This is a genomic window from Ramlibacter albus (assembly GCF_014297445.1).
GTDB lineage: Bacteria > Pseudomonadota > Gammaproteobacteria > Burkholderiales > Burkholderiaceae_C > Ramlibacter > Ramlibacter albus.
The window spans coordinates 313,759-335,679 of sequence record NZ_JACORU010000005.1 but is presented as its reverse complement, the minus strand read 5'-3'; the positions used below and the strand labels follow the sequence as shown (position 1 = coordinate 335,679).

17 protein-coding genes are annotated in these 21,921 nt (G+C 68.2%); 9 read left to right on the top strand and 8 right to left on the bottom strand.

Features of this window, described 5'->3' with window-relative positions; translation table 11 throughout:
- The first annotated feature begins 21 nt into the window (after positions 1–21).
- Positions 22–282 (top strand): helix-turn-helix domain-containing protein, encoded by a 261-nt coding sequence (locus H8R02_RS15850; protein WP_187082406.1) that lies wholly within the window; start codon positions 22–24, stop codon positions 280–282.
- Positions 282–1,517, top strand: a complete 1,236-nt coding sequence (locus tag H8R02_RS15845) for a type II toxin-antitoxin system HipA family toxin (protein WP_187082405.1) — start codon at positions 282–284, stop codon at positions 1,515–1,517. The genes H8R02_RS15850 and H8R02_RS15845 overlap by 1 nt, the downstream gene beginning before the upstream one ends.
- Here H8R02_RS15845 and H8R02_RS15840 read toward each other — a convergent pair.
- Positions 1,514–1,816 (bottom strand): hypothetical protein, encoded by a 303-nt coding sequence (locus H8R02_RS15840; protein WP_187082404.1) that lies wholly within the window; start codon positions 1,814–1,816, stop codon positions 1,514–1,516. The genes H8R02_RS15845 and H8R02_RS15840 overlap by 4 nt on opposite strands.
- Before the next feature lie 133 nt (positions 1,817–1,949).
- Complete coding sequence (locus H8R02_RS15835; RefSeq protein ID WP_187082403.1) at positions 1,950–2,894, bottom strand: lysozyme family protein; 945 nt, start codon at positions 2,892–2,894, stop codon at positions 1,950–1,952.
- A 240-nt stretch (positions 2,895–3,134) separates the two neighbouring features.
- On the opposite strand from H8R02_RS15835, the gene H8R02_RS15830 reads away from it, so the two are divergent.
- Complete coding sequence (locus H8R02_RS15830) at positions 3,135–4,106, top strand: Bug family tripartite tricarboxylate transporter substrate binding protein (RefSeq protein ID WP_187082402.1); 972 nt, start codon at positions 3,135–3,137, stop codon at positions 4,104–4,106.
- The gene (locus H8R02_RS15825; RefSeq protein ID WP_354004926.1) at positions 4,103–5,740 is read left to right on the top strand and encodes an FAD-dependent oxidoreductase; all 1,638 of its coding nucleotides are present in this window, start codon (positions 4,103–4,105) and stop codon (positions 5,738–5,740) included. Before H8R02_RS15830 ends, H8R02_RS15825 begins: the two co-directional genes overlap by 4 nt.
- A 29-nt stretch (positions 5,741–5,769) precedes the next feature.
- Here the strand turns inward: H8R02_RS15825 and H8R02_RS15820 are convergent, their stop codons facing one another.
- Positions 5,770–8,703, bottom strand: coding sequence for a penicillin-binding protein 1A (locus tag H8R02_RS15820; RefSeq protein ID WP_222622503.1), 2,934 nt, complete (start codon positions 8,701–8,703; stop codon positions 5,770–5,772).
- 193 nt (positions 8,704–8,896) lie between these two features.
- Between H8R02_RS15820 and H8R02_RS15815 the strand changes: the two genes are divergently transcribed.
- Positions 8,897–9,844: a Bug family tripartite tricarboxylate transporter substrate binding protein gene (locus H8R02_RS15815; RefSeq protein WP_187082401.1), complete on the top strand. Its 948-nt coding sequence runs from the start codon at positions 8,897–8,899 to the stop codon at positions 9,842–9,844.
- Complete coding sequence (locus H8R02_RS15810; protein WP_187082400.1) at positions 9,841–10,170, top strand: hypothetical protein; 330 nt, start codon at positions 9,841–9,843, stop codon at positions 10,168–10,170. Before H8R02_RS15815 ends, H8R02_RS15810 begins: the two co-directional genes overlap by 4 nt.
- 4 nt (positions 10,171–10,174) lie before the next feature.
- On the opposite strand, the gene H8R02_RS15805 is transcribed toward H8R02_RS15810, so the two are convergent.
- Genes H8R02_RS15805 through H8R02_RS15785 form a run of 5 tightly spaced genes read right to left on the bottom strand, consistent with a single transcriptional unit; the run spans position 10,175 to position 17,565 of the window.
- Positions 10,175–12,265: a DUF1631 family protein gene (locus H8R02_RS15805; protein WP_187082399.1), complete on the bottom strand. Its 2,091-nt coding sequence runs from the start codon at positions 12,263–12,265 to the stop codon at positions 10,175–10,177.
- Positions 12,266–12,283: 18 nt separating this feature from the next.
- Positions 12,284–13,945, bottom strand: coding sequence for an energy-dependent translational throttle protein EttA (gene ettA, locus H8R02_RS15800; protein ID WP_187082398.1), 1,662 nt, complete (start codon positions 13,943–13,945; stop codon positions 12,284–12,286).
- A 40-nt stretch (positions 13,946–13,985) separates the two neighbouring features.
- Positions 13,986–14,462, bottom strand: coding sequence for a CesT family type III secretion system chaperone (locus H8R02_RS15795; protein WP_187082397.1), 477 nt, complete (start codon positions 14,460–14,462; stop codon positions 13,986–13,988).
- A complete protein-coding gene (locus H8R02_RS15790) occupies positions 14,455–16,692 on the bottom strand; it encodes a hypothetical protein (RefSeq protein ID WP_187082396.1) in 2,238 nt (745 codons plus the stop codon). The genes H8R02_RS15795 and H8R02_RS15790 overlap by 8 nt, the downstream gene beginning before the upstream one ends.
- A 51-nt stretch (positions 16,693–16,743) precedes the next feature.
- On the bottom strand, positions 16,744–17,565 hold the full coding sequence (locus H8R02_RS15785) for a hypothetical protein (RefSeq protein WP_187082395.1): 822 nt from the start codon (positions 17,563–17,565) through the stop codon (positions 16,744–16,746).
- 226 nt (positions 17,566–17,791) lie between these two features.
- Here H8R02_RS15785 and H8R02_RS15780 point away from each other — a divergent pair, with 226 nt between their 5' ends.
- Genes H8R02_RS15780 through H8R02_RS15770 form a run of 3 tightly spaced genes read left to right on the top strand, consistent with a single transcriptional unit; the run spans position 17,792 to position 21,911 of the window.
- Entirely contained in the window at positions 17,792–19,261 is a 1,470-nt protein-coding gene (locus tag H8R02_RS15780) for a DUF4118 domain-containing protein (RefSeq protein ID WP_187082394.1), read from the top strand.
- Complete coding sequence (locus H8R02_RS15775) at positions 19,251–19,934, top strand: response regulator (RefSeq protein WP_187082393.1); 684 nt, start codon at positions 19,251–19,253, stop codon at positions 19,932–19,934. Before H8R02_RS15780 ends, H8R02_RS15775 begins: the two co-directional genes overlap by 11 nt.
- A gap of 60 nt (positions 19,935–19,994) precedes the next feature.
- The gene (locus tag H8R02_RS15770) at positions 19,995–21,911 is read left to right on the top strand and encodes a potassium transporter Kup (RefSeq protein ID WP_187082392.1); all 1,917 of its coding nucleotides are present in this window, start codon (positions 19,995–19,997) and stop codon (positions 21,909–21,911) included.
- Positions 21,912–21,921 lie beyond the last annotated feature (10 nt).

Genomic DNA, 21,921 nt, shown 5'->3' with positions numbered 1-21,921 from the left:
AAATCTGGCACTATGTCTGCTATGTCAAACATCATCCGGACTCCCGCTGACCTTGGCGCGGCGATCCGCCAGTTGCGCATCGACCGGGACATCACGGCCGTCGAGCTGGCCGACCGCAGCGGGCGCAGCCGTGACCTGCTCTGGCGCCTGGAAAGCGGTCGCGATGTTTCGAGCTCGGCACTCTTCGATGTCCTGCGCGCGCTGGGTGTCACGCTCGAGATCACGCCAGCCACACTTCCCACGCTGGAGGAAATCCGCGAGCGCTTCAAGGACCCCGAGTGATGCTGCCCGCCAAGATCAGGCTGCTCGATGTGAACATCGCCGGACAGCAGGCAGGGCTCCTGCAGCACGCATCGCAATACAGCTTCACCTATCGAAAGGACGATCCCGCGCAGCGCCCGGTCGGCCTGTTGATGCCTGCCTCCCGGCTGGAGTACCGCGACACGGCGCTGTTCCCGGTGATGGACCAGAACCTGCCCGAGGGCTTCCTGCTGCATCGACTGCGCGAGGTCTTCCCGAAGCAGCAGATCACGCCGATGCACCTGCTGGCATTGATCGGCACCAACGGCATCGGGCACCTGGGGTTCCGGTTGCCCGACGCTGAAGCGAGCGGGGCACCGAAAGTCATTTCACGCGAGACCCTCCTGAACGCGAAGGCGGACGCCCCGCTCTTCGAGGAACTCGTGCGAGCCTACCTGTCGACCGGCATTGGTGTCTCCGGGCTGCAGCCGAAGATCCTGGTGCCCGACAGGTCCACGTGGGCCGTGCCGAACCTGATCGTGAAGGCCGCGGCGGCGTCATATCCCGGAATTTCGGCCAACGAGTATGTCTGCCTGCAGGCCGCGCAACGCGCCGGCATCGCCGTACCGTCGCACGAGCTGTCGGCAAACGGCGAACTCCTGGTCATCGATCGTTTCGACCTGGGCGCGCAGGCAGAGCGATTCGGCTTCGAAGACATCGCCTCGCTCATGGGGCTGCAGGTGCGCGACGTGCTGAGCGAGCGCAAGTACGTGGGCAGCTACGAGTCGGTCGCCGAGCTCCTGCAACTGCTGCAGCTGCGCCGCGAACTGCCGAAATTCTTCGAGCAGGTGGCTTTTTCCGTCATGGTGCGCAATGGCGATGCGCACCTGAAGAATTTCGGTGTGCTCTATACCGGGCCCGAAGACGCAAGGCTCGCGCCGATGTTCGACGTTGTCACGACGAGCATCTACGAGTACCGGCGCTTCTCGGGTGGCCCTCCCATGGAAGACCACACCATGGCGCTCAAGCTGTTCAAGGGTCGCCATGAATCGCGCGTCTATCCGGCCACCGCCGACCTGCTGCGGTTCGGCACGCGCGTGTGCCGCGTGTCGCGACCTGTCGAAGTCATCCAGCGGATCGCAGACGGCATGTCGCAAGCGCTTGCCGCAGCCGCGAATGACCCCCGCGTTCCGCGCGACCTGCTCGAGAAGATGTCGCAGAAGTGGGAGCGGGGCTTCGACTACGCGCGCGAGGCATCGCGCGCACCCGGCGCTTAGTCCGGATCCCGGTTCGCCAGGTCCCGCGCACGCTGCCACGCGTCGAAAGCCGCGATGCGCGCATCGGACCACTCGAGGCGCGAAAGGCGCCGCGCCTTGTCCCAGCCGCTTTCCAGGCGGGACTCGGCGTCCTCGAACTTGCCCTTGGGGTTGGCCTCGTAAGCCTCGGCGCCGTAGCGATAGGCGGGGCTGTAGTCTTCCCATACGAAATGCCGGCGCTCTTCGCGCGGCTGCGAGTGGAAGCGCTCGCGCCAGTAGGCAAGGTCGTCGTCGCCGAGGCCGGGTTTGTCGCTGCTCATGACACGCTCCTGCTTCAGGGGATCATGAACGCGATTGCACCTTGGCGTGCCGCGCGGCGACGGTCGTCTTCAGCCGCAACCTCTTGTAGGCAACAACGCGCCCGCGCGGCTTGCGCGCGCGGCCGCGAGCTGTTCAGTTGCCGCCGTTGCTGCCGTTGCCGCCGTTGAAGCTGGCGGTCATCATGCCGCTGCCCTTCGTAAGGCCACGCACGTTGGCCAGCTGCTGGGCCAGCGTGTCGGCTTCCTGCGCACCGCGGCGCGCGTTGGAGATGTGGCGCTGCGTCTCGATGGGCAGCTTGGCCGTGTTCTTGCCGTTCCACATCGCGCGGCCCTTGCTGGACAGGTTGTAGTAGATCGACAGGCCTTCGCGCAGCTTGAGCGCGCGCTCGGCGTCGGAGAGCTTCAGGCCGGCCAGGCGCTTGGCGCTCCACGTCGCGGCGTCCTTCAGGTGCAGCGCCATGATGTGCACGGACTCCACGGGGTCGTGCGGGTCCACCAGGCCCAGAGCCCTCGCGGTGGCGGGCTCGAACTGCGCGATGCCCAGGTTGGGCGTGCCGTCCTTGCTGGCGCCCATGCGCGGGATCCACGAAGTCTCGGCGTTGATGATGCCGTACACGTCGCGGAAGTTCAGGCCCACCTCGGCGAGGTTCGCCTTGCGTGCGGCGGCCTGCGCGAGCAGGATGCGCGACGCGGTGTCGGGCGTCTGCAGCTTCTCCTCGCCCATCTTGATGTCGACCCAGCGCAGGCGCGAGCGCAGCTGGTCGTAGTACTCCTTGTCGGGGGAGAACTTGATGACGGGCTTCTCGGGCTCGGTGAACGCGATCACGGGGGCCTTCACTTGAGCGGCGGCTTCGATCGGCTGCGACGCGAATGCGGTGGCCACTTCCGTTGCGTGCTGCTGGTGCTGAGCCACGGTCTTGAACGTGGGCACCTGCGGCAGCGGGTTCGCGCCGGTGACGGCAACCACGGCGCCGGCGATTGCGAGCAGGCCGGCCAGGGCAGGAACATTGCGCGCGTTGCGCGTGGTGTTGCGAGCGTGAACGGTAGTGCGCGAAACGGCAGAGCCAGCGTAGGCCATCGGAAGAGTCCCCCTGTATTGCAGACGAACCGATATGACCCGCTGCGTCGCAAAAGTTTCGGAAAAAAACGGACAGGCCGGGGAGCTGCCGTCCTACATCGCTGCCTCATCCACGGGAAAGCGAGTGCTGATGCGTGTCCTACACGGGTGTCGTCTTTCACCTACAAGATGTAAATTCCGGGTGCCTCTGCCTTATCGTTAGCATGCATGCGAAATATTCACGCACCAGGAGACAGGCCCATGCAGTACACACGGCGCGCTTTCGCGGCTCTCGCCGCAGCCCTTTCTTCTTCGTTCGCCGTAGCGCAGAGCTACCCCGACAAGCCGATCCGGATGGTCGTGACCTTCCCGCCGGGCGGCAGCGCGGACGCGGTGGTGCGCATGATCGTGCCGCGCCTGAACGACAAGCTGGGCCAGCAGGTCGTCGTCGACAACCGTCCGGGTGCGGGCGGCAACATCGGCCTGGCCATCGTCGCGAAGGCGCCGCCCGACGGCTACACGCTCGGCGTGGGCGCGGCGGGTGCACTGTCGGCCAACAGCAGCCTCTATGCGCAGATGCCGTTCGACGTGCAGAAGGACTTCAAGCCCGTGACGATGCTCGCGGCGATCCCGTTCGTGCTCATCGGCCACCCCTCGGTTCCCGCGAAGACGCAGCAGGAGCTCGTCGCGTACGCGAAAGCGAACCCCGGCAAGCTCTCCATCGCGCACGGCGGCAACGGCACGGCGATGCATCTGTCCGCGGCGCTCTTCAGCCAGATGGCCGATGTGAAGTTCGTCGAGGTGCCGTACAAGGGCTCGGGGCCCGCGGCGCTCGACGTGCTGGCGGGCACGGTGCCGCTGGCGGTTGTCGACCTGCCCGCGGCGCTGCAGCACATCCGCGCCGGCAAGCTCGTCGCGTATGCGGTGACGAGCCCGCAGCGATTGCCGCAGTTGCCCGATGTGCCCACCGCGTCCGAAGCCGGTTTGAGCGGCTATGACTCGACCGGCTGGTTCGGCGTCGTCGCTCCTGCGGGCACGCCTGCCGCGATCGTCAACAAGCTGAATGCGGAGATCACCGCCGCGCTCAACGACGAAGCGATCAAGACCAGCATGCGCAACCTCGGCGTCGAGCCCGCGCCCTCGAAGCCCGAAGCCTTCGACGCGTACATCCGCAGCGAGAACACGAAGTGGGCCCGCGTGATCCGCCAGGCCGGCATCAAGATCGACCAGTGACGCAAGCCGACATCACAACCGACGTCGTCATCGTCGGTGCGGGGCCCGTTGGCCTTTCGCTCGCGATGGACCTGCAGTCGCGCGGCGTGCAGGTGACGATGGCGGAGACGCGCCGCTACGCGGAGCCGCCCAACGTGAAATGCAACCACGTGGCGGCGCGCACGATGGAGCGCTTCCGCACGCTGGGCGTCGCGCAGAAATTGCGCAACGCCGGGCTGCCGCCCGACCACCCGAACGATGTCGCGTTCCGCACGAGCGTGACGGGGCTGGAGCTCACGCGCATCCCCATCCCTTCGCGCGAGCATCGCTACACCGCGACGGGCGGGCCCGACACGTGGTGGCCCACGCCCGAGCCGCCACACCGCATCAACCAGCTGTTCCTCGAGCCGATCCTGCTGGAGCACACGGCGTCGCTGCCGGGCGTGCAGCTCCTCAACCGCACGCAGGTCACGTCGTTCGAACAGGATGCGTCCGGTGTCACGGCGACCGCAATCGACCTCGACACCGGCCACGAGCGCCGCATCCGAGGACGCTTCCTCGTCGGCTGCGACGGCGGGTCATCGACCGTGCGCAAGGCGATCGGCGCGAAGCTCGAAGGCACGCCCGTGATCCAGCGCGTGCAGTCCACGTACATCCGTGCGCCGGGTTTGCTCGCGCGCATCCCGCAGCCGCGGGCGTGGTCGTACTACTCGGTGAACCCGCGGCGCTGCGGCACCGTGTTCGCGATCGACGGCTACGAAACATGGCTGGTGCACAACCACCTCAACCCGAGCGAGCCCGAGTTCGATTCGGTGGACCGCGACTGGAGCATCCGGCAGATCCTGGGTGTGGGTGAAGACTTCCAGTACGACGTGATCAGCAAGGAGGACTGGGTGGGCCGCCGCCTCGTCGCGGACCGCTTCCGCGACCGCAACGTGTTCATCGCGGGCGACGCCGCGCACCTGTGGGTGCCGTATGCGGGCTACGGCATGAACGCAGGCATCGCGGACGCGCTCAACCTCTCGTGGTTGCTCGCCGCGCGGCTGCAGGGCTGGGGCGGCGAGCGCATCCTCGACGCGTACGAGGCCGAGCGCCAGCCCATCACCGACCAGGTGTCGCGTTTCGCGATGGACCACGCGGCCAAGATGATCAAGGCGCGCAGTGCCGTGCCCGCGGACATCGAAACGAACGCTGCGGAGCGCGAGCGCATGGGCCGCGAAGCGTACGAGCTGAACGTGCAGCAGTTCTGCTGCGCGGGGCTGAACTTCGGGTACTTCTACGACCGCTCGCCGATCATCGTAAGGGACGGCGAAACGCCGCCCGAGTACACGATGGGCGACTTCACCGAGTCGACGGTGCCGGGGTGCCGCGCGCCGCACTTCTGGCTGCCGGATGGGCGCTCGCTCTACGACGCGTTCGGCAAGGGGTACACGTTGCTGCGGTTCGATGGCACCGCGGATGTGGTGCCTCTCGCGAGTGCCGCAGCGGCGCGCGGCATGCCGCTGACGGTGCTGGAGCTGGAAGGTGTCGAGAGGCCCGCGGCGTACAGGCACAAGCTGCTGCTCTGCCGCGACGACCAGCACGTCGCTTGGCGCGGCGACGAAGTGCCATCTGATCCTGCGGCGCTCGTGCAGCGGCTCTGCGGCGACGCGTGACCGTCATCCCGCCTGCGCGGGAATGGCGGTTATTGCGACGACGTGGCGGAGCCGGTCGCCGGGGACGTGGTCGGCGCGTCGGAGCTGGACGTCGAGGACGAACTCGTCGACGACGAAGACGAGCCCGACGACGAACTCGACGTAGCCGAGCCGGTGGCCGGCGATGCCGGCGGCGGGGCGCTCGACGTCGACGGCGCCGGCTTCCAATCGGGCGCCTTCGACACGTCACGCACCACGGCGGAGGACTGCGACGAGTTGCCGCCCGACGGCGAGGCGCCGCCCCCCAGCGTGATCGTCGTCGGCCCCGAAGAGGACTTCGGCACCACGATCACGCGCGGCGTCGAAGATGCGACCGGCGGCGCGGTGTCGCTGCGCGTCGCAGGCTCCGTGCGGATGGAAGAATCCGCGCGGGTCGAGGGCTGCATCGGCGTTGAAGGCTCCGTGCGGATCGCGGGCTCGCTGCGCACCGTCGCTTCACCGCGAGTGATGGCCTCGTTGCGCGCGGCCTCCTGGCGCAGCGGCGAATCCGCACGCGGCGCGATCGCGATCGGCGGTGGGGGCAAAGAAGCCGACCCGGAGGGAGCCGGCGGGGTCGTGCCCGCCTGCGGCGGCATCGGGTTGCGCCCCGGCAGCCCCAGCGACAGGATGCTCGGGCTGCCGCTGCTGCCCGACGCTTCAGGTGCGGTCGGCGTCTGCGGCACCGTACCCGCAATCGATGCGTCCGGCACGCGCGGCGCCGGTTCGCCCGAGGGCAGGCGCGGCAGGTCCGGCAGCGGCTGCGAACCCACGGCCACGTCCGGCTGCGGCTGCGCAGGCGGCGCTGACGAATTGCCCCACAGGCTGCTCCACCAGTCGCCCACGCGGCCGAGCAGCGACGGGTCCGGCATGCCGGCGTTGCGCGGCGCGGCGAACTGCGCCTTCGCATCGATCGCCTTCGAGCGCATCGCCGCGACGACCACGTCGCCCACGATCGGCAACGCGCTGTGCGCGCCCTGCCCCCACTCGTGCAGCATGGTCACGCGGGCGTCGTTGAAGCCCACCCAGGCACCGGCGACGAGGTTCGGATGCATCAGCACGAACCAGCCGTCGGTGTCGTTCTGCGTCGTACCGGTCTTGCCCGCCACGTCGCCCGTGATCTTGTAGCTCGCGCGAATGCGGATGCCGGTGCCGTTGTCGATGGCGGCGCGCAGCGTGTCCAGCAGCGTGTTGGCCGCATCGGTCGCGAGCGCGGATTGCGGCGTCGACGGCGAGAACTCCTGCAGCACACGGCCCGAGCGGTCTTCGATGCGGGTGACGATCAGCGGCTCGACGTAGCTGCCGCTGTTGGCGATGGTGCCGTACGAAGCCACCAGCTCCTTGAGCGTGACCGGGCTCGTGCCGAGCGCGAGCGACGGCACCACGTCCAGCTTGCTCTGCCGGATGCCCATGGACTGCGCGAGCCGCGCCACGCGTTCCGGCCCCACCTGCTGCATCAGCTGCACCGTCACGGTGTTCTTCGACTGCGCCAATGCGTCGCGCAGCGTCATCATCTGCATGCTCGGCGCGTCCACGTCCTTCGGCCGCCACACGGTACGCTCGTCGATGCGCACTTCCACCGGGCCGTCGAGGAACTGCTGCGCCGGGCTGATGCCCTGCTCGAACGCGGCGCCGTAGACGAAGGGCTTGAAGGTCGAGCCGGGCTGGCGGCGCGCCTGGTAGACGTGGTCGAACTGGTCCTGCTGGAAGTCGCGGCTTCCCACCCACGCGCGCACGTACCCGGTGCCGGGCTCCATGGCCATGAAGCCGGCGGTGAGCATCGTCTTGTCCGCCCACATCTGCTTCATGAACTCCGCGTCGCCTTGCAGCTGCGCGATGGCATCCGCTTCGGTGCGGCCCTGCTCGCGCAGCGACCGGTATTGCGGCGTGTCGCGGATGAACGCCTGCACGATGGCCTTGTTGCCGTGCAGCGCGTTGCGGCGCGCGTCGGCGGCGCCCTGCAGCTTCTCCATCTGGCTGCGCACGGCCTGGTTCGCGGCTTCCTGCACGCGCGAGTCGATGGTGGTGCGCACCACGAGCCCATCGGAATAGAGGTTGTAGCCGTTGCGCTCGGCCCACTCGCCCAGCCACTGGCGCAGGTAGCGCGCCAGGTGCGGTGCGGGGCCGGCCACTTCGGGCAGGCGCTCGAAGTCGAGGCCCAGCGGGCGCTTCTTCAGCGACTCGTACTTCGCCTCGTCGAGCTTGCCGTTCTTCACCATCATCGCCATCACCGTGTTGCGGCGTTCGATGGAGCGCTCGGGGTTGAGCACCGGGTTGTACATGCTCGTGCCCTTGAGCATGCCCACCAGCGTGGCGGCCTCGACGACGTCGAGCTTGTCGGCGGGCTTGTCGAAATACGTCCGGGACGCCATCTCCACGCCGTACGCGTTGTAGAGGAAGGGCACCGTGTTGAGGTAGGTCTCCAGGATCTCCTGCTTCGTGTAGACCGCCTCGATCTTCGCGGCGGTGATCGCTTCCTTGATCTTGCGCGTGATGGTCGGCGCGCGGCCGATGTCGTCCGGGTAGAGGTTGCGCGCGAGCTGCTGCGTGATCGTCGAGCCGCCCTGCCGGTCGCCGCGCAGAGTGTTGACCAGCGCCGTCGCCGTGCGCTTGAAATCCATGCCGTGGTGCTCGAAGAAGCGCTTGTCCTCGGTGGAGATCAGCGCGTCCACCACGTTCTTCGACATGTGGTCGAGCTTCACCCAGTCGCGATTCGCTCGCTTGTACGTGGCGATCTCCTTGCCGTCCACCGAGATCAGGCGCGTGGGGTATTCCATCTTCGCCTTCTTGATGTCGCCGATGCTCGGCGTGAACGGGATCAGCACGAGCACGTAGGCCAGCGCGAGCGTGGGCAGGATCGCCACCGCCTTGACAGGGTGGGCACGTGCCCACCTCGCGGCGCGGCGCGCGCGGTCTCCCAACCCTTCCAGAATGGTCTTCGTCGTCATGCGGGCACTCTAGGCACCACCTCATGCACGGGTTGTAGGACGGCAGCCCAGCCGCAGCGTGCAAACGCCTCGCGTTGGTGACGGGCGCTCACTGCAAGGACCCGGCGCTGCGCCGCGCCAGCCCGCCGGGCATGAGCTGGACAATGTGGCGCAAGCGGCGCACAGTGCTCTTTCCAACGACGAGGAGGCCTCCATGAGGAAGATTCTGCTGCTGGCGCTGTGGCTGGCGTCATGCATGGCTTTCGCGCAGGGCTACCCGGCCAAGCCCATCCGGCTCGTCGTGCCCTTCCCGCCCGGCGGCTCCTCGGACCTCGTCGCGCGCACGATGTCGCCGAAGCTCGGCGAGCTGCTGGGGCAGCAGGTCATCGTCGACTACAAGGGCGGCGCGGCGGGCAGCATCGGCGCGGCCGAGGTCGCCAACGCACCTGCCGACGGCTACACGCTGCTGCTGGTGTGGGACACGCATGCGATGAACCACCACGTGTACAAGACGCAGTACGACTTCCAGAAGTCGTTCGAGCCCATCACGCAGCTGGTGCAGGCGCCCGGCATGATCGCCGCCAAGACGGGTTTCGGCCCGTCGACGGTGAAGGAGCTGATCGACTACGCGCGTGCCAATCCCGAGAAGGTGACCTACGGCTCCACTGGCTCCGGCAGCTCCAACCACGTCTCCGCCGCCAACTTCGCGGACGTGACCGGCGTGAAGCTGATGCACGTGCCGTACAAGGGCGGCGGCCCGATGATCACCGACCTGCTCGGCGGCCACGTGGACATCGTGTTCGGCACGATGCCGCTCTTCGAGCAGCACGTGCGCTCCGGCAAGATGAAGGCGATCGCGGTGCTGTCGAAGAACCGCGTGCCGCAGCTGCCCGGCGTGCCCACGGTGGCCGAGACCGTGCCCGGCTTCGAGGCCAACACCTGGTTCGGTTTGCTGGCGCCTGCGGGCACGCCGAAGCCGGTGCTGGCGCGCATCCACCGCGACGTGGTGCGCGCGCTGAACGACGACAAGGTGCGCGAGCAGTTTGCCGCACGCGGCTTCGAGGTGGTGGGCAGTGCGCCGGAGGCCTTCGCGGCCTTCCTGAACGAGCAGTCGGACGCCAACGGCAGGATCGTGCGCAAGCTGGGCATCAAGGGCGAATGAGGAAGGGGCGGCATCACTATCACGTCTATGTGGTGGAGCTGGACGATGCCGTGTGGAACAACGCGCGCTTCCGGCGCGCCAACCCCGACTACGAACTCGGCAAGCCGTTCGTTTACGTCGGCATGACGGGGCTCGACCCCGACACGCGTTTCGACAAGCACAAGGCCGGCATCCAGGCCAACACCTTCGTGCGCGACCACGGGCTGCGGCTGCTGCCGCACCTGTACGAGATGTACAACCCGATGCCCTACCGCGCGGCCTGCGAGATGGAGGTGGAGCTGGGGATCGCGTTGCGCGAGAAGGGGTACGGGGTCTGGCAGGGCTAGCCGCTCAGAGGCTGTTGCGCAGCGCCTTGTCCGCCACGGCGTCGAGCGCGCCGTCCACCACACCTTGCGCGGACACGAGCTTCAACGCCCCTGCGATCAACATCTTCTGCACCAGCCTGCGCGCCATCGACTGCGAGCGCCCCGACGAGTGCGTGAACATGAAGAGGGTGTTGTGCGGGCTGGTCCACGTGAGCTGCCAGCGGCCCCACGCGCCGCCGATGAACATGTCCACCCACGCGCCCGGCAGCAAGCCGTGTTCGGTGAGCGCGGTTTCCGCCGCGCCCGGCGCCGTGTCGATGAAACCCGGTTGCGTGACCGCACCCAGCGCCTGCGGCACGGACTGCAACGCGAGGAAGTTGGATTGCTGCGCCTCGGCAGGTGCGAGCCACGTCTCCACGCCCGTCTCCTCGCGCTGCGCCGCCTCCGCCTCCTGCAGGCCGGGCACGTCGGCCAGTTGCGCGAGGAACTGCTCGGCCTGCGCCGCTGGGAAGCCGATCGTGGTCAGCCCCTGCCGGACCTTGGCGGCGATGGCGGGCAACATGCGTGCGGCTCGCGTGCGATTGGTCGCGGCCAGCGCGAGGTCGCCCACCAGCGCGACGTAGCCTTCGGGGTCCTGCTCGCCGGACGCGTCCCCCAGCCGCGCCTGCGCGATCACCTGCGCCCACGGGCCGGTGACGAACTGCCGCACGAACAAGGGCGCATGGGCGACATCCGTGCGCTGGCGCATCTGCTGCACGATGCGCTCGGCCACCAGGTTGCGCTGCTCGGCGCGCAGCAGCGCGCGCACGGCGCGCTCGCGGTGGCCGCTGTCGCTGCCCTTGGAGTCGCCCCACACTTCGTTGAGGGAATTGAGCGCGATTTCGAACGGCTCCGCGCCCGCGCGCGCGTCGAGCAGCGCGCCGACGGCTTCGAGCAGCGGCTCCACGAACTCGCGAAAGCCCGGTGCATCGACCGACGTCCACGCGAGGCTGCGCTGAGTCATCTCCTGCAGCAGGCGCCGCGCCGGGTGGTTCTTGTCGCTGAAGAAGCGCGGGTCCACCAGCGCCAGGCGCAGCAGCGCCGGCTCGAGCTTGCGCACGGCCGCCTGCACCGGGGGCAGCAGGCGCGCGTCCGCGGCGATGTTGTCCACCATCAGCGTGACGACCTCGAAGCCCAGTTGCTGGCCCGCGGTGCGCGCCTCGTTGCGCAGGCCCTCGCGCAAGCTCGCGACGCCGCCGTCGGCCTGCGGCTGCGCGGCCTGCCGCTGGCGCAGCCGCTGCATCACCTGGTCCACCTGCCGCATCTCCTGCAGCGCCTCGAAGGCGGCGGGCATGGTGAGGTTGAAATCCGCCTGCGGGATGTGCGCCGCGGCGCCCGGTGGCGGTGTAGCGGGGTCGAACTCGCCCGCGAGCAGCCTGCGCAGCTCGCGCACGTTCAGCAGCGTGTTGGGGTCCGCACCCGCGCCCGCAGCGGCGGACGGCGCGGCCGCCACATTGCCCGGCATCACGCCCTGCGTGCGCAGCAACGCGCACAGCTCGGAGTAGCACCCCGCCAGCTCCACGCCCAGCGCCTCGCCCAGGTGCAGCATCCAGCGCCGGCGCGCGCTGGGCGGCACGGGGCTTTGCCGCGTGACGCTGCGCAGCGCGCGCACGTACACCTCGGGCCGCAGCGGGTTGCGGTGCGGCTGCACCGTGCCGTGCCCCTGCACCACGCACATCAGTGCATTGAGTTCGTCGAGCTGCCGCGCGACGGCGGCCTGCACCACCTGCTGGGTGCGAACGACCTCGACGCTTTCCTGCACCTGGTCGTCGGCCATCATCTCCAGCGTGTCGAAGCTCACGCCGCCGCCGGCCTTGCGGTGGTCGCCGGCCAGCGCGTGCGCGAACTCCTGAAGCAAGGCCTGGGGGAACGCCTCGAAGAGCAGCCCCTGGTGGTGCACCAGCAGCCGCGCCGCCTCGGCCAGCAGGTTGCGCTCCACCACATCGCGCGAAGCCTCGGCGATGCGCGGCATCTCGAAGGCCGCGCGCCGCAGCATCCGCTGCATCAGGCTGCGCCCCTGCGCCGCCGCCTCCTTCATGCAGGCACGATAGAGGGCCTGGTGGGTGGGCTGCGGCATGGGAACGACTTTACCGGCTTACTTCAGGGACTTGAAGCGCACCCGGTGCGGTTTGGCGCCCTCCTCGCCGAGGCGCTTCCGCTTGTCCGCCTCGTACTCCTGGTAGTTGCCGTCGAAGAAGACCCACTGGCCTTCGTCTTCCGCCGCGAGGATGTGCGTGGCGATGCGGTCGAGGAACCAGCGGTCGTGGCTGATCACCATCACGCTGCCCGCGAATTCGAGCAGCGCGTCTTCCAGCGCGCGCAGCGTCTCGACGTCGAGGTCGTTGGAAGGCTCGTCCAGCAGCAGCACGTTGCCGCCCTGCATCAGCGTCTTGGCCAGGTGCAGGCGCCCGCGCTCGCCGCCGGAGAGCAGGCCCACCTTCTTCTGCTGGTCGCCGCCGTTGAAGTTGAAGCGGCCGCAGTACGCGCGGCTGGCCATCTGGAACTTGCCGACGGTGATGATGTCCAGGCCACCCGAGACGTCCTCCCACACCGTCTTGTCGGCCGCGAGGTCGTCGCGGCTCTGGTCCACGAAGGCCATCTTGACCGTGGAGCCGATCTTCACCTCGCCGGAGTCCGGCTTCTCCTTGCCCGCGATCATCTTGAACAGCGTGGACTTGCCCGCGCCGTTGGGGCCGATGATGCCGACGATGGCCCCCGCGGGCACCTTGAAGCTGAGGTTGTCGATCAGCACGCGGTCGCCGAAGGACTTGGTGACGTTCACGAACTCGATCACTTCGTTGCCCAGGCGGTCGCCCACGGGGATGAAGATCTCGTTCGTCTCGTTGCGCTTCTGGTATTCGTAGTCGCTCAGCTCCTCGAAGCGCGCGAGGCGGGCCTTGCTCTTGGCCTGCCGCGCCTTGGGGTTCTGGCGCGCCCATTCCAGCTCCTTCTTCATGGCCTTGGCGTGCGCTTCCTCGCCCTTCTGCTCGGCCTCCAGGCGGGCTTCCTTCTGCTCCAGCCAGGTGCTGTAGTTGCCCTTCCACGGGATGCCGCGGCCGCGGTCCAGCTCGAGGATCCATTCGGCGGCGTTGTCGAGGAAGTAGCGGTCGTGGGTGATGCCCACCACGGTGCCGGGGAAGCGCGCGAGGAACTGCTCCAGCCATTCCACCGACTCGGCGTCCAGGTGGTTGGTGGGCTCGTCCAGCAGCAGCATGTCGGGCTTGGACAGCAGCAGGCGGCACAGCGCGACGCGGCGCTTTTCGCCGCCGGAGAGGTTCTTGATGACCGCGTCCCACTCTGGCAGGCGCAGCGCGTCGGCCGCGATCTCCAGCTGGTGCTCGTCGCCGCCGCCGGAGGTGGCGATGATTGCCTCGAGCTGGGCTTGCTCCGCCGCCAGCGCGTCGAAGTCGGCGTTTTCCTCGGCGTACGCGGCGTAAACCTCTTCGAGGCGCTTCTTGGCGCTGTTGACCTCGCCCATGCCGCCCTCGACGGCCTGGCGCACGGTTTCCTCAGGGTCGAGCTGCGGCTCCTGCGGCAGGTAGCCGATGCGCAGGCCGGGCATGGGCGTGGCCTCGCCCTCGATCTCGGTATCGATGCCGGCCATGATCTTCAGCAGCGTGGACTTGCCGGAGCCGTTGAGGCCGAGGACGCCGATCTTGGCGCCGGGGAAGAAGGAGAGGGAGATGTCCTTGAGGATCTGTCGCTTCGGCGGGACGATCTTGCCGACGCGGTTCATGGTGTAGACGTATTGGGCCATGCGGGGATTATCCCGTACGCCGTACGTCCAGCAGCGGCAACTACCAGGTCCTGACGGCCTGCACAGTCCGGGAGAGCAGTTCGAGGCAGCCGATACAGACCTCACCCTCGTCGTCGAGAGCAAACATGTGGCAACGCATGAACGCGACGAGCCTGCCGGAGTCCCGATTGCGGCCAAACAGGACCCCCGGATGCGTATTGTGCAGATTCATCTCGAGAAGCTTGCCCAGGGCCCCTGCATGGTCCAGGCAGTCAGGTGGGGCGCCAAGGTCCGCGAAGACGGACATCGCGTCCGATTCGCGGTCCAGCCGCAGCACCATCGTGACTCCGTTCTTGACGAGGCTGCAACTCTCCAGCGCCGCTTGCGCCGCGGGGCATTCCCCGAGTTCGCGCCTGATCACCGCACGTACGACGCGCTCGAAGCGAAGTGCCACCTGGTCCTCGAGCTGCGGAAGGTCGACGGTAACGAGTTGCTCGGCGAAACTCGCCGGAGCGGAAGAGCCGGTCTGTTCAAACATTGTTGTCTCCATCATCTTTCCGGGACTTGCCCAACACGACCTCGACATGACCGGCGAGGCCCTTGCTTCGACCCTCGTCCCGGGCCTGGAGCGCCTCCGTGAAGAACGTGGACGTGTACTGGGCTGTTGCCACACCACCGTACCCCAGCGGAGTCACCTTGTCCTTGGTATCGGAAGCAGCGGGCGCCGCCTGCCCTGCGCAGCATGCCGCGCCTGCCGCGGCCACGACCCTGGTTGGCATCTCCCACAGGGCGAGACCGAAATTCGTGGCCGCCTTCAAGGCCAGGTCCTGCCGGCTCTCCTTGAGTTGATTTGCCATGGGGTTGATTTCCGGTGAAACGCCGAGGGTTCGAGGCGCGAATATCGCACCGGCAAATGCAGTTCGCACGCCTGCGCGGGCCAGGACTTTTGCTGTCCTTCTCACGCGCTCCCCGGCTGCGTGATGGCCCAGTACCGTAGCCGGGCTCATGTTATTCATCAGCGACTTGAGCCACTTGCCGTGAGCCACGAAGGTGCTTTGCTTCAGGCTCGCGATGAGTTCAGGCATCTTCTCGTTGTCCGCATCACACCACGTCGGCACGGACTCGAAGAAATACGATCTCTGGCCGTCATGAGTCTGCGCGGCGTGGTGAGTGTCGATGAAGTGTTTCGTGCACTGGGTCGAGATGGATGCCATGGCGCCCGAGGCAACGCGCCAGTAGCCGACGTTGAACGCCCTGATGTCCGCGGCCGGCGCCACGAGGTCCAAGGCTGTATGGAACACGCCAAAACCCCAGTAGGAAACACAGTGGGTCGCCGTATGCCATGGACCTTTCTGCGCTTCGGTCGGCGTTGCCGTGTACATGTTGTTGACCAACCCTGAATTCAGCCCCAATTCGGGTCCGAACCCGACGATGAGTGCCGGAACCGCCAGGGCCGCGATCGGAGAGGCGGCAAGCGCTCCACTGGTGGCATTCGCCATCCCGAAAGAGCTGAAGTAGCCAACCAGGCCGCCACCGATGTTGCGGCCCCAGTCGCGGTGCTGCCCTTCGGTCAGGAGCGTTTTCAATCCGTAGCGAATGACCTGGTTGTCTTCGTCCACTTCATCGGTGGCACCGAAGACGCCATTGAGGATCAGCGAAGCAACTGTCCGATCGAGCCACGCCGTATCGGCAGAATGCGGCGACACGGTCCGCAAGACGTTGCTCATCTCGCGCACCTGGCTGTTGGTGATGCCGCATACGGCCTGCGCATGCTGTAGTGCAAGCGTGGAAGCAACCGTCACCCTTTGGTCCTTCGCCGGGTCGTACCCTTCGTTCTTGCAAGCTTTCGCCGTTGCAACCGCTATACGCAACTGCTGGGCTGCCTCCTGGAGGTCTTCGTCCTTTCTCGTGTCGAGTCCGGTGAACGGCGACTTGACGGCCTCCTGGCTGCACAGCGCCGTCATACCCGCAAAGACGGACGACGCAGCCATCCCGACCCCGAGGACGGCGGCTCCACTGCCGGTGCCTACGAAGGCGCCGGTAGCAACCGTCGCCGCGGCGGTACCGAAGGCGCCTGCCGTGGCGGCCAGGCTCCCCAAGTAGCGGCCCATGCGGGCCTGTTCCACCGCTGGGTCCGCCCCCATGTCCGGCGCAATGTGGATGGCCACGGCAGGGCCATAGTAGATCTCGCCCTCAGGGGTGACATACATGCCGTCGCGGATGGCATCCTTCCCGCCGTCTGCGACCGAACCCTTCGCGTCGTCGATTTTTTGGGTCGAGACGCTGTACTCGACGTACTGCTCGTGCGCCCCCTCCGCGTCCGGGTCCGGTGCACCGCGAGGAACAGCGGCCCGAGGGGATTGCAAGACAAGCAATTCGCGCACCCAGGCTCCTACCTCGGTTCGCCCGTTACCGCATTGAACCCTGCGAGCCATGGCCGTCTCGTACGTCTGTTGGAAGCCGACGTCGTTCTGACAGTGGAAGCGGGCGCGATTGTCTATGTCGCGGATTTGGCTGGTCGTGAACAGGCCGTTGCCGTTGGGAGGCGGTTGCCACGCCCGCTCGAAGCTCTGGAGGTACGGCAGTGGATTCGAGGCGTCGAAGGCAGGGCGCGGCGGGCCCAGATCGTCGGAAGGTGGCGAGTCATCGCGATGAGGAGCAATCGGTGCGGACTGCACTGGCTGTTGCTGCGACGCAGCTGCAGGCAACTCGACGCGCTCGACAAGCCGAGAAGGACTCGCAGGAACATTGGTGATATCGCTGGGCATCTTCAGTCTCCGTGGTGTGTCGCCGCTCGTTAGATTGCCGGACCCATCGCTTCAGCTCGGACTCCCGGAATTCGCAAGCGAATCCCCGATGACTGCGACGTACTCGTCCGCGAGACGTGCTCGCGCCAGCGCATGGAACGATGGCGTTATGACCCGCGCGCCCGCGAGGACCGCCAACTGCATGTCGAAGGGCGCACGGGCAATTTCGCAGCCGTCAGACACAAGCTTTGTCGCCGCAGAACTCACCGTGAATGATCGACTGTCGATACGGAACACCGCGACCTCATGCGCGTCTTCGTCACCGCCCGCGGCGATCTCGATCCCCGGGTAACGGTACAGAGCACTGACGTGCTGGGACTGAGGGTCATAAACGACGTTCACCAAGCCGCCGTTCGCCTGGTCTTGCAGGGTCCACGTGCCAAGCTCGCCGTCGCGGATTCGCTCGGCGAGCCCATGGAGTGCGAAGACGTCCCTGACCGGCAGGTGGCCGAGTTCGAAGGAGGTGGGTAAGGTTGCTGCGTTCAAGCGTGCCGCTGCCTCTGCCGCGAGAACCGCGTTCGGCACTGGCATGCACTCGGGCAGTCGCACGTCGTCTCGTTGCGGCAAGTGAACCTGGATGGTGACCGGCAGCAACACATCGCCAGCCGTCAGCACGGGCGTGTGCTGCGGCAGCCCGGCGTCCGGGCTCGGCTCGGGCGCTTCAGGAGAAGGCGTACTGGGGCCGCGCGCCGGTTCCGCGGCTTCAGTGCGCCACACGTGAACCGTTGCATCGTTTTCTGTCGATGCTCCACCGGCAGGCGTCGGCACTGGAAGCGACTCGGTGTCCGGGTTCCTGAGATTGCAGAACGGGAGCTTGCTTATCGGGCGGTGCATCGTCGAGCCTGGAGAAGTTGTTTCCGTGAGTACCTCACGGGGCCCCCACGTTCCACAAGGTCAGACGTTCGCACCTGCCCCCTCGATCTCTCATGCACCTGCTGCGCCGCAACATCAAATTGCGTGAGTCAACCGTCACGGTCGTGTTGCCCGCCTGACTTTTCTTGATCGAGGCAATTCATATGCATTTCGGTGACACGCGCAGCCGCCTCATTACCATGCGCTCATGAACCGCCCCGCACCGCACCTGCAGTGGCTCCTCGCCGCCGCCGCCCCCGCGGCCGCCACGGCCGCAGGCTTCGCGCTCGACGGTTCCATGTCCGTGGCCGGCCTCGCCATGCTCTACCTCGTGGCCGTCTTCGCCACCGCACTCGCGCTCGACCGCGCACAAGGCATCGCCGCATCCCTGCTGTGCGTCTCGGCGCTCAACTTCTTCTTCGTCCCGCCGCGCTATACGTTCGAAGTAGAAAGCGCCGAGTACTGGTGGACGCTGGCCGTCATGCTCGGCCTGTCGCTGGCGCTCAACACCCTCATCGCCTCGCTGCGCGACAGGCGCGAACGCGCCGAGACGGCGGCGGCCCGCGCTGCGGAGTTGCACGCGCTGGCCGAGGCGCTCGCGCGCTGCGAAGGCGGCCAGGCCATGGCCGTGTTCGCGGCGGGCTGGCTGCAGGAGAAGCTGGGCCGCGCGGCTGCCGTATTCCTGCGTGAGGACGGCACGCTCGCGTGCCATGCAGCCGGCGCGCCGCCCTCGGCCTTCAACGAATCGGCCGTGCGCTGGGCGCTCGAACACGGCCGCGCGCTCGGCCGCGGCTGCGACGACTGGCCGGACCTTTCCCTGTGGTGCGCGCCCTTCGCACGCAGCGGCTCCGAAGGCGCGGTGCAATGGCTGCTGCACCCCGGCGAGCGGCCCGCGCAGGACGTGCAGCAGCACTGGCTGGCGCTCGCGCGGCAGGCGGGCCTGTCGATCGAGCGCGAGCGCGCAGCGCAGGCGGCACGCGCGGCCGGCGAGAGCGCGCGTGCGGAAGCGGCGCGCAACACGCTGCTCGCGTCGCTCTCGCACGACCTGCGCACGCCGCTGGCGGGCATCATGGGCACCGCGAGCGCGCTGCGCACGCAAGGCGATGCGATGCCCGCGGCCCAGCGCGAGCGGCTGCTGGGCAACCTCGAGAACGAGGCCCGCGACATGGCGCTGATGGCCGACAACATCCTGCAGCTCGCGCGCCTGTCGCAGCCGCAGTCCGAGCTGAAGGTGGAGTGGGAGTCGGTGGAGGAAGTGCTCGGCGCCGCCGTGCAGCGCATGCGCCGCCGCTGGCCCGGCACGCGCATCGAGCTGAAGGTGACGCCCGGCCTGCCGCCGGTGCGCGCAGAGGCCAGCCTGCTCGCGCAGCTCGTGGCCAACCTCGTGGACAACGCGGTGCGCCATGGCGGCGAGCAACCGCAGATCACCATCCGCGCCGGGCGCAGCCGCGAAGGCGTGTTCGTGGCCGTGCGCGACCAGGGCGAAGGGCTGCCGCCCGGCGACGAGCAGATGCTCTTCGAGCGCTTCGAGCGCAAGCCGCGCGACGGCGCGGCGGGGCTCGGCCTGGCCATCTGCCGCCTCATCGCGCAGGCGCACGGCGGGCGCATCGAGGCGAAGCGCTGCGAGCCCGGCGCGGAGTTCCGCGTCGACCTGCCGGTGGCACCGCATGCGCCCTGACATCCTGGTCGTCGAGGACGACAGCTCCATCGCGCAGTTCGTCGCCGCCAGCCTGAGCGCCGAGGGCATGTCGCCGCGCGTGGCGGCGACCGCCGCCGAAGCGCGCGGCGAGTTGCGAGCGTCGATGCCGCGGCTGCTCATCGTCGACCTCGGCCTGCCGGACGCGGACGGCGTCGACCTCATCGCGCAATGGCGCAGCGAATGCGGCGTGCCCATCCTCGTGCTGTCCGCGCGCATGCAGGAGGCGCAGAAGATCGCCGCGCTCGACGCCGGCGCCGACGACTACCTCACCAAGCCGTTCGGCGTGGGCGAGCTGCTCGCGCGCGTGCGCGCGATGCTGCGGCGCGCCGCTGCGGCGCCAGCCCCGGCCGCGCAGTTGCGCATCGGTGCCCTCGCCTTCGACCGCGAGGCGCGCTCGCTCGCCGTGGACGGCCGCGAGGTCCACCTCACGCCGCTGGAGTACCGGCTTTTCGAGCGGCTGGCGCGCACGCCCGGCAAGGTGGTGACGCACCGCCAGCTGCTCGCCGACGTGTGGGGCGGCGACCAGGTGGACCAGCTGCACTACCTGCGCATCTACATGGGCCACTTGCGCGCCAAGATCGAGGCCGACCCGGCCGAGCCGCGCTGGCTGCTCACCGAGCTGGGCGTGGGCTACCGGCTCGCGGACGAATAAGCCGCAGGCCTGGCGCCGCGTTTATGCGGTTTTTATGCGGCGGCGCGCAAAAACGCGTCCATGCAAGCCTCGCCCACCTATGCCTCCCCGGCGGCCGATGAGCCGCTCCCCCTGCGCCACGGCACCGCCGCGCTCACCCTTGCCGCCCTCGGCGTCGTCTATGGCGACATCGGCACCAGCCCGCTGTACACGATGAAGGAGATCTTCTCGCCGGCCACCGGCGTGCCGCTGGACGCGGCTAACGTGGTGGGAGCGGTCTCGATCGTGTTCTGGCTGCTGATGGGCGTGGTCACGCTCAAGTACGTGACGCTCATCATGCGCGCCAGCAACAACGGCGAGGGCGGCATCATGGCCCTGCTCGCGCTGGCCTCGCGCACCGCCGCGGGCCAGCCGAAGCTGCGGCGCCGGCTGCTGCTGCTCGGCGCGTTCGGCGCATGCCTGTTCTACGGCGACAGCGTGCTCACGCCAGCCATCTCGGTGCTCAGTGCGGTCGAAGGGCTGGAGATCGTGACGCCTGCACTCAAGCCGTGGGTGCTGCCGGTATCGATCGGCATCCTGGGCGGCCTGTTCGTGGCGCAGCAGCGCGGCACCGCCACGGTGGGCAAGTGGTTCGGGCCGGTGGTGATCGTGTGGTTCGTGGTGCTCGCGGCGGTGGGCGTGTGGCAGATCGCTCAGGCGCCGGAGATCCTGCACGCGCTGGACCCCCGGCACGCGCTGCGCTTCCTGCGGGACCGCGGCTGGGGCGTCTTCCTCGCGATGGGCGCCGTGGTGCTGGCCGTCACCGGCGCCGAGGCGCTGTACGCCGACATGGGCCACTTCGGCAAGAAGCCGATCCGCATCGCGTGGACCGGGCTCGTGCTGCCCGCGCTCGCGCTCAATTACGCCGGCCAGGGCGCGCTGCTGCTGCGCGACCCGAAGGCGCTGGAGAACCCGTTCTACCACTCGTTCCCGTCGGCGCTGCTGGTGCCTGCCGTCGTCCTCGCAACGGCGGCGACCATCATCGCCTCGCAGGCCGTGATCTCCGGCGCGTACTCGCTCACGCAGCAGGCCATCCAGCTGGGGTTCCTGCCGCGCATGCAGATCGTGCACACCTCGGCGCACGAGCGCGGGCAGGTCTACGTGCCCGCGGTCAACTGGCTGCTGCTGGGCGCGGTGGTACTGGCCTGCATCGGCTTCGGTTCTTCGTCGGCCATGGCGTCGGCCTACGGCATCGCGGTGACGGGCACGATGCTGATCACGACCGTGCTCACGTACTTCGTCGTGCGGCGGGCCTGGGGCTACCCGATGTGGATCTCCGTGGGCGCGACGACCGTCTTCATCGCGCTCGACCTGCTGCTCGTGGTCTCGTGCGCCACCAAGTTCGTCGAGGGCGGCTGGTTCCCGGTGGTGCTGGCGCTGGGCATGCTGGTGCTGATGACCGCGTGGGCGCGCGGGCGCGAGCTGCTGTCCGAAACCCTGCGCGCCGACCTGCTGCCGCTGGGCGGCTTCATCGAGGGCCTCGGCCACGACACGCACGTCGTGCGCGTGGACCGCACCGCGGTCTTCCTCTCGGCCGAGCCGGGCGTGGTGCCGCAGGCGCTGCTGCACAACATGAAGCACAACCTCGTGCTGCACCGGCGCAATGTCGTCCTCACCCTGCGCTTCCACGAAGAGCCGTGGGTGCCCGCTGCGCGGCGCGTGGAAGTGCGGGAGCTGGGCCACGGCTTCTGGCAGGCGGCGCTGGATTTCGGGTTCATGGACAAGCCGGACGTGCCGGCGGCGCTCGCGCTGTGCGCGCAGCATGGCCTGGCGATCGACATGTTCTCCACGTCGTTCTTCCTCAGCCGCGAGACGGTGGTGCCGCGCCCGAAGGCCGCGATGGCGCGGTGGCGGCAGAACCTGTTCGAGGCGATGTCGCGCAACGCCGGCCGCGCGGTGGACTACTTCGGCATCCCGAGCAATGCGGTGATCGAGCTGGGCACGCGGGTGCAGCTCTAGTCCGCCGCCG

Bases quoted from the DNA above. Each gene is read 5' to 3' on its own strand.
- H8R02_RS15780 (WP_187082394.1), top strand. From the start codon at position 17,792: ATGAACCGCCCCGCACCGCACCTGCAGTGGCTCCTCGCCGCCGCCGCC.
- H8R02_RS15835 (WP_187082403.1), bottom strand. From the start codon at position 2,894: ATGGCCTACGCTGGCTCTGCCGTTTCGCGCACTACCGTTCACGCTCGC.
- H8R02_RS15775 (WP_187082393.1), top strand. From the start codon at position 19,251: ATGCGCCCTGACATCCTGGTCGTCGAGGACGACAGCTCCATCGCGCAG.
- H8R02_RS15840 (WP_187082404.1), bottom strand. From the start codon at position 1,816: ATGAGCAGCGACAAACCCGGCCTCGGCGACGACGACCTTGCCTACTGG.
- H8R02_RS15810 (WP_187082400.1), top strand. From the start codon at position 9,841: ATGAGGAAGGGGCGGCATCACTATCACGTCTATGTGGTGGAGCTGGAC.
- H8R02_RS15785 (WP_187082395.1), bottom strand. From the start codon at position 17,565: ATGCACCGCCCGATAAGCAAGCTCCCGTTCTGCAATCTCAGGAACCCG.
- H8R02_RS15850 (WP_187082406.1), top strand. From the start codon at position 22: ATGTCAAACATCATCCGGACTCCCGCTGACCTTGGCGCGGCGATCCGC.
- H8R02_RS15830 (WP_187082402.1), top strand. From the start codon at position 3,135: ATGCAGTACACACGGCGCGCTTTCGCGGCTCTCGCCGCAGCCCTTTCT.
- ettA (WP_187082398.1), bottom strand. From the start codon at position 13,945: ATGGCCCAATACGTCTACACCATGAACCGCGTCGGCAAGATCGTCCCG.
- H8R02_RS15845 (WP_187082405.1), top strand. From the start codon at position 282: ATGCTGCCCGCCAAGATCAGGCTGCTCGATGTGAACATCGCCGGACAG.
- H8R02_RS15795 (WP_187082397.1), bottom strand. From the start codon at position 14,462: ATGTTTGAACAGACCGGCTCTTCCGCTCCGGCGAGTTTCGCCGAGCAA.
- H8R02_RS15805 (WP_187082399.1), bottom strand. From the start codon at position 12,265: ATGCCGCAGCCCACCCACCAGGCCCTCTATCGTGCCTGCATGAAGGAG.
- H8R02_RS15770 (WP_187082392.1), top strand. From the start codon at position 19,995: ATGCAAGCCTCGCCCACCTATGCCTCCCCGGCGGCCGATGAGCCGCTC.
- H8R02_RS15790 (WP_187082396.1), bottom strand. From the start codon at position 16,692: ATGCCCAGCGATATCACCAATGTTCCTGCGAGTCCTTCTCGGCTTGTC.
- H8R02_RS15820 (WP_222622503.1), bottom strand. From the start codon at position 8,703: ATGACGACGAAGACCATTCTGGAAGGGTTGGGAGACCGCGCGCGCCGC.
- H8R02_RS15815 (WP_187082401.1), top strand. From the start codon at position 8,897: ATGAGGAAGATTCTGCTGCTGGCGCTGTGGCTGGCGTCATGCATGGCT.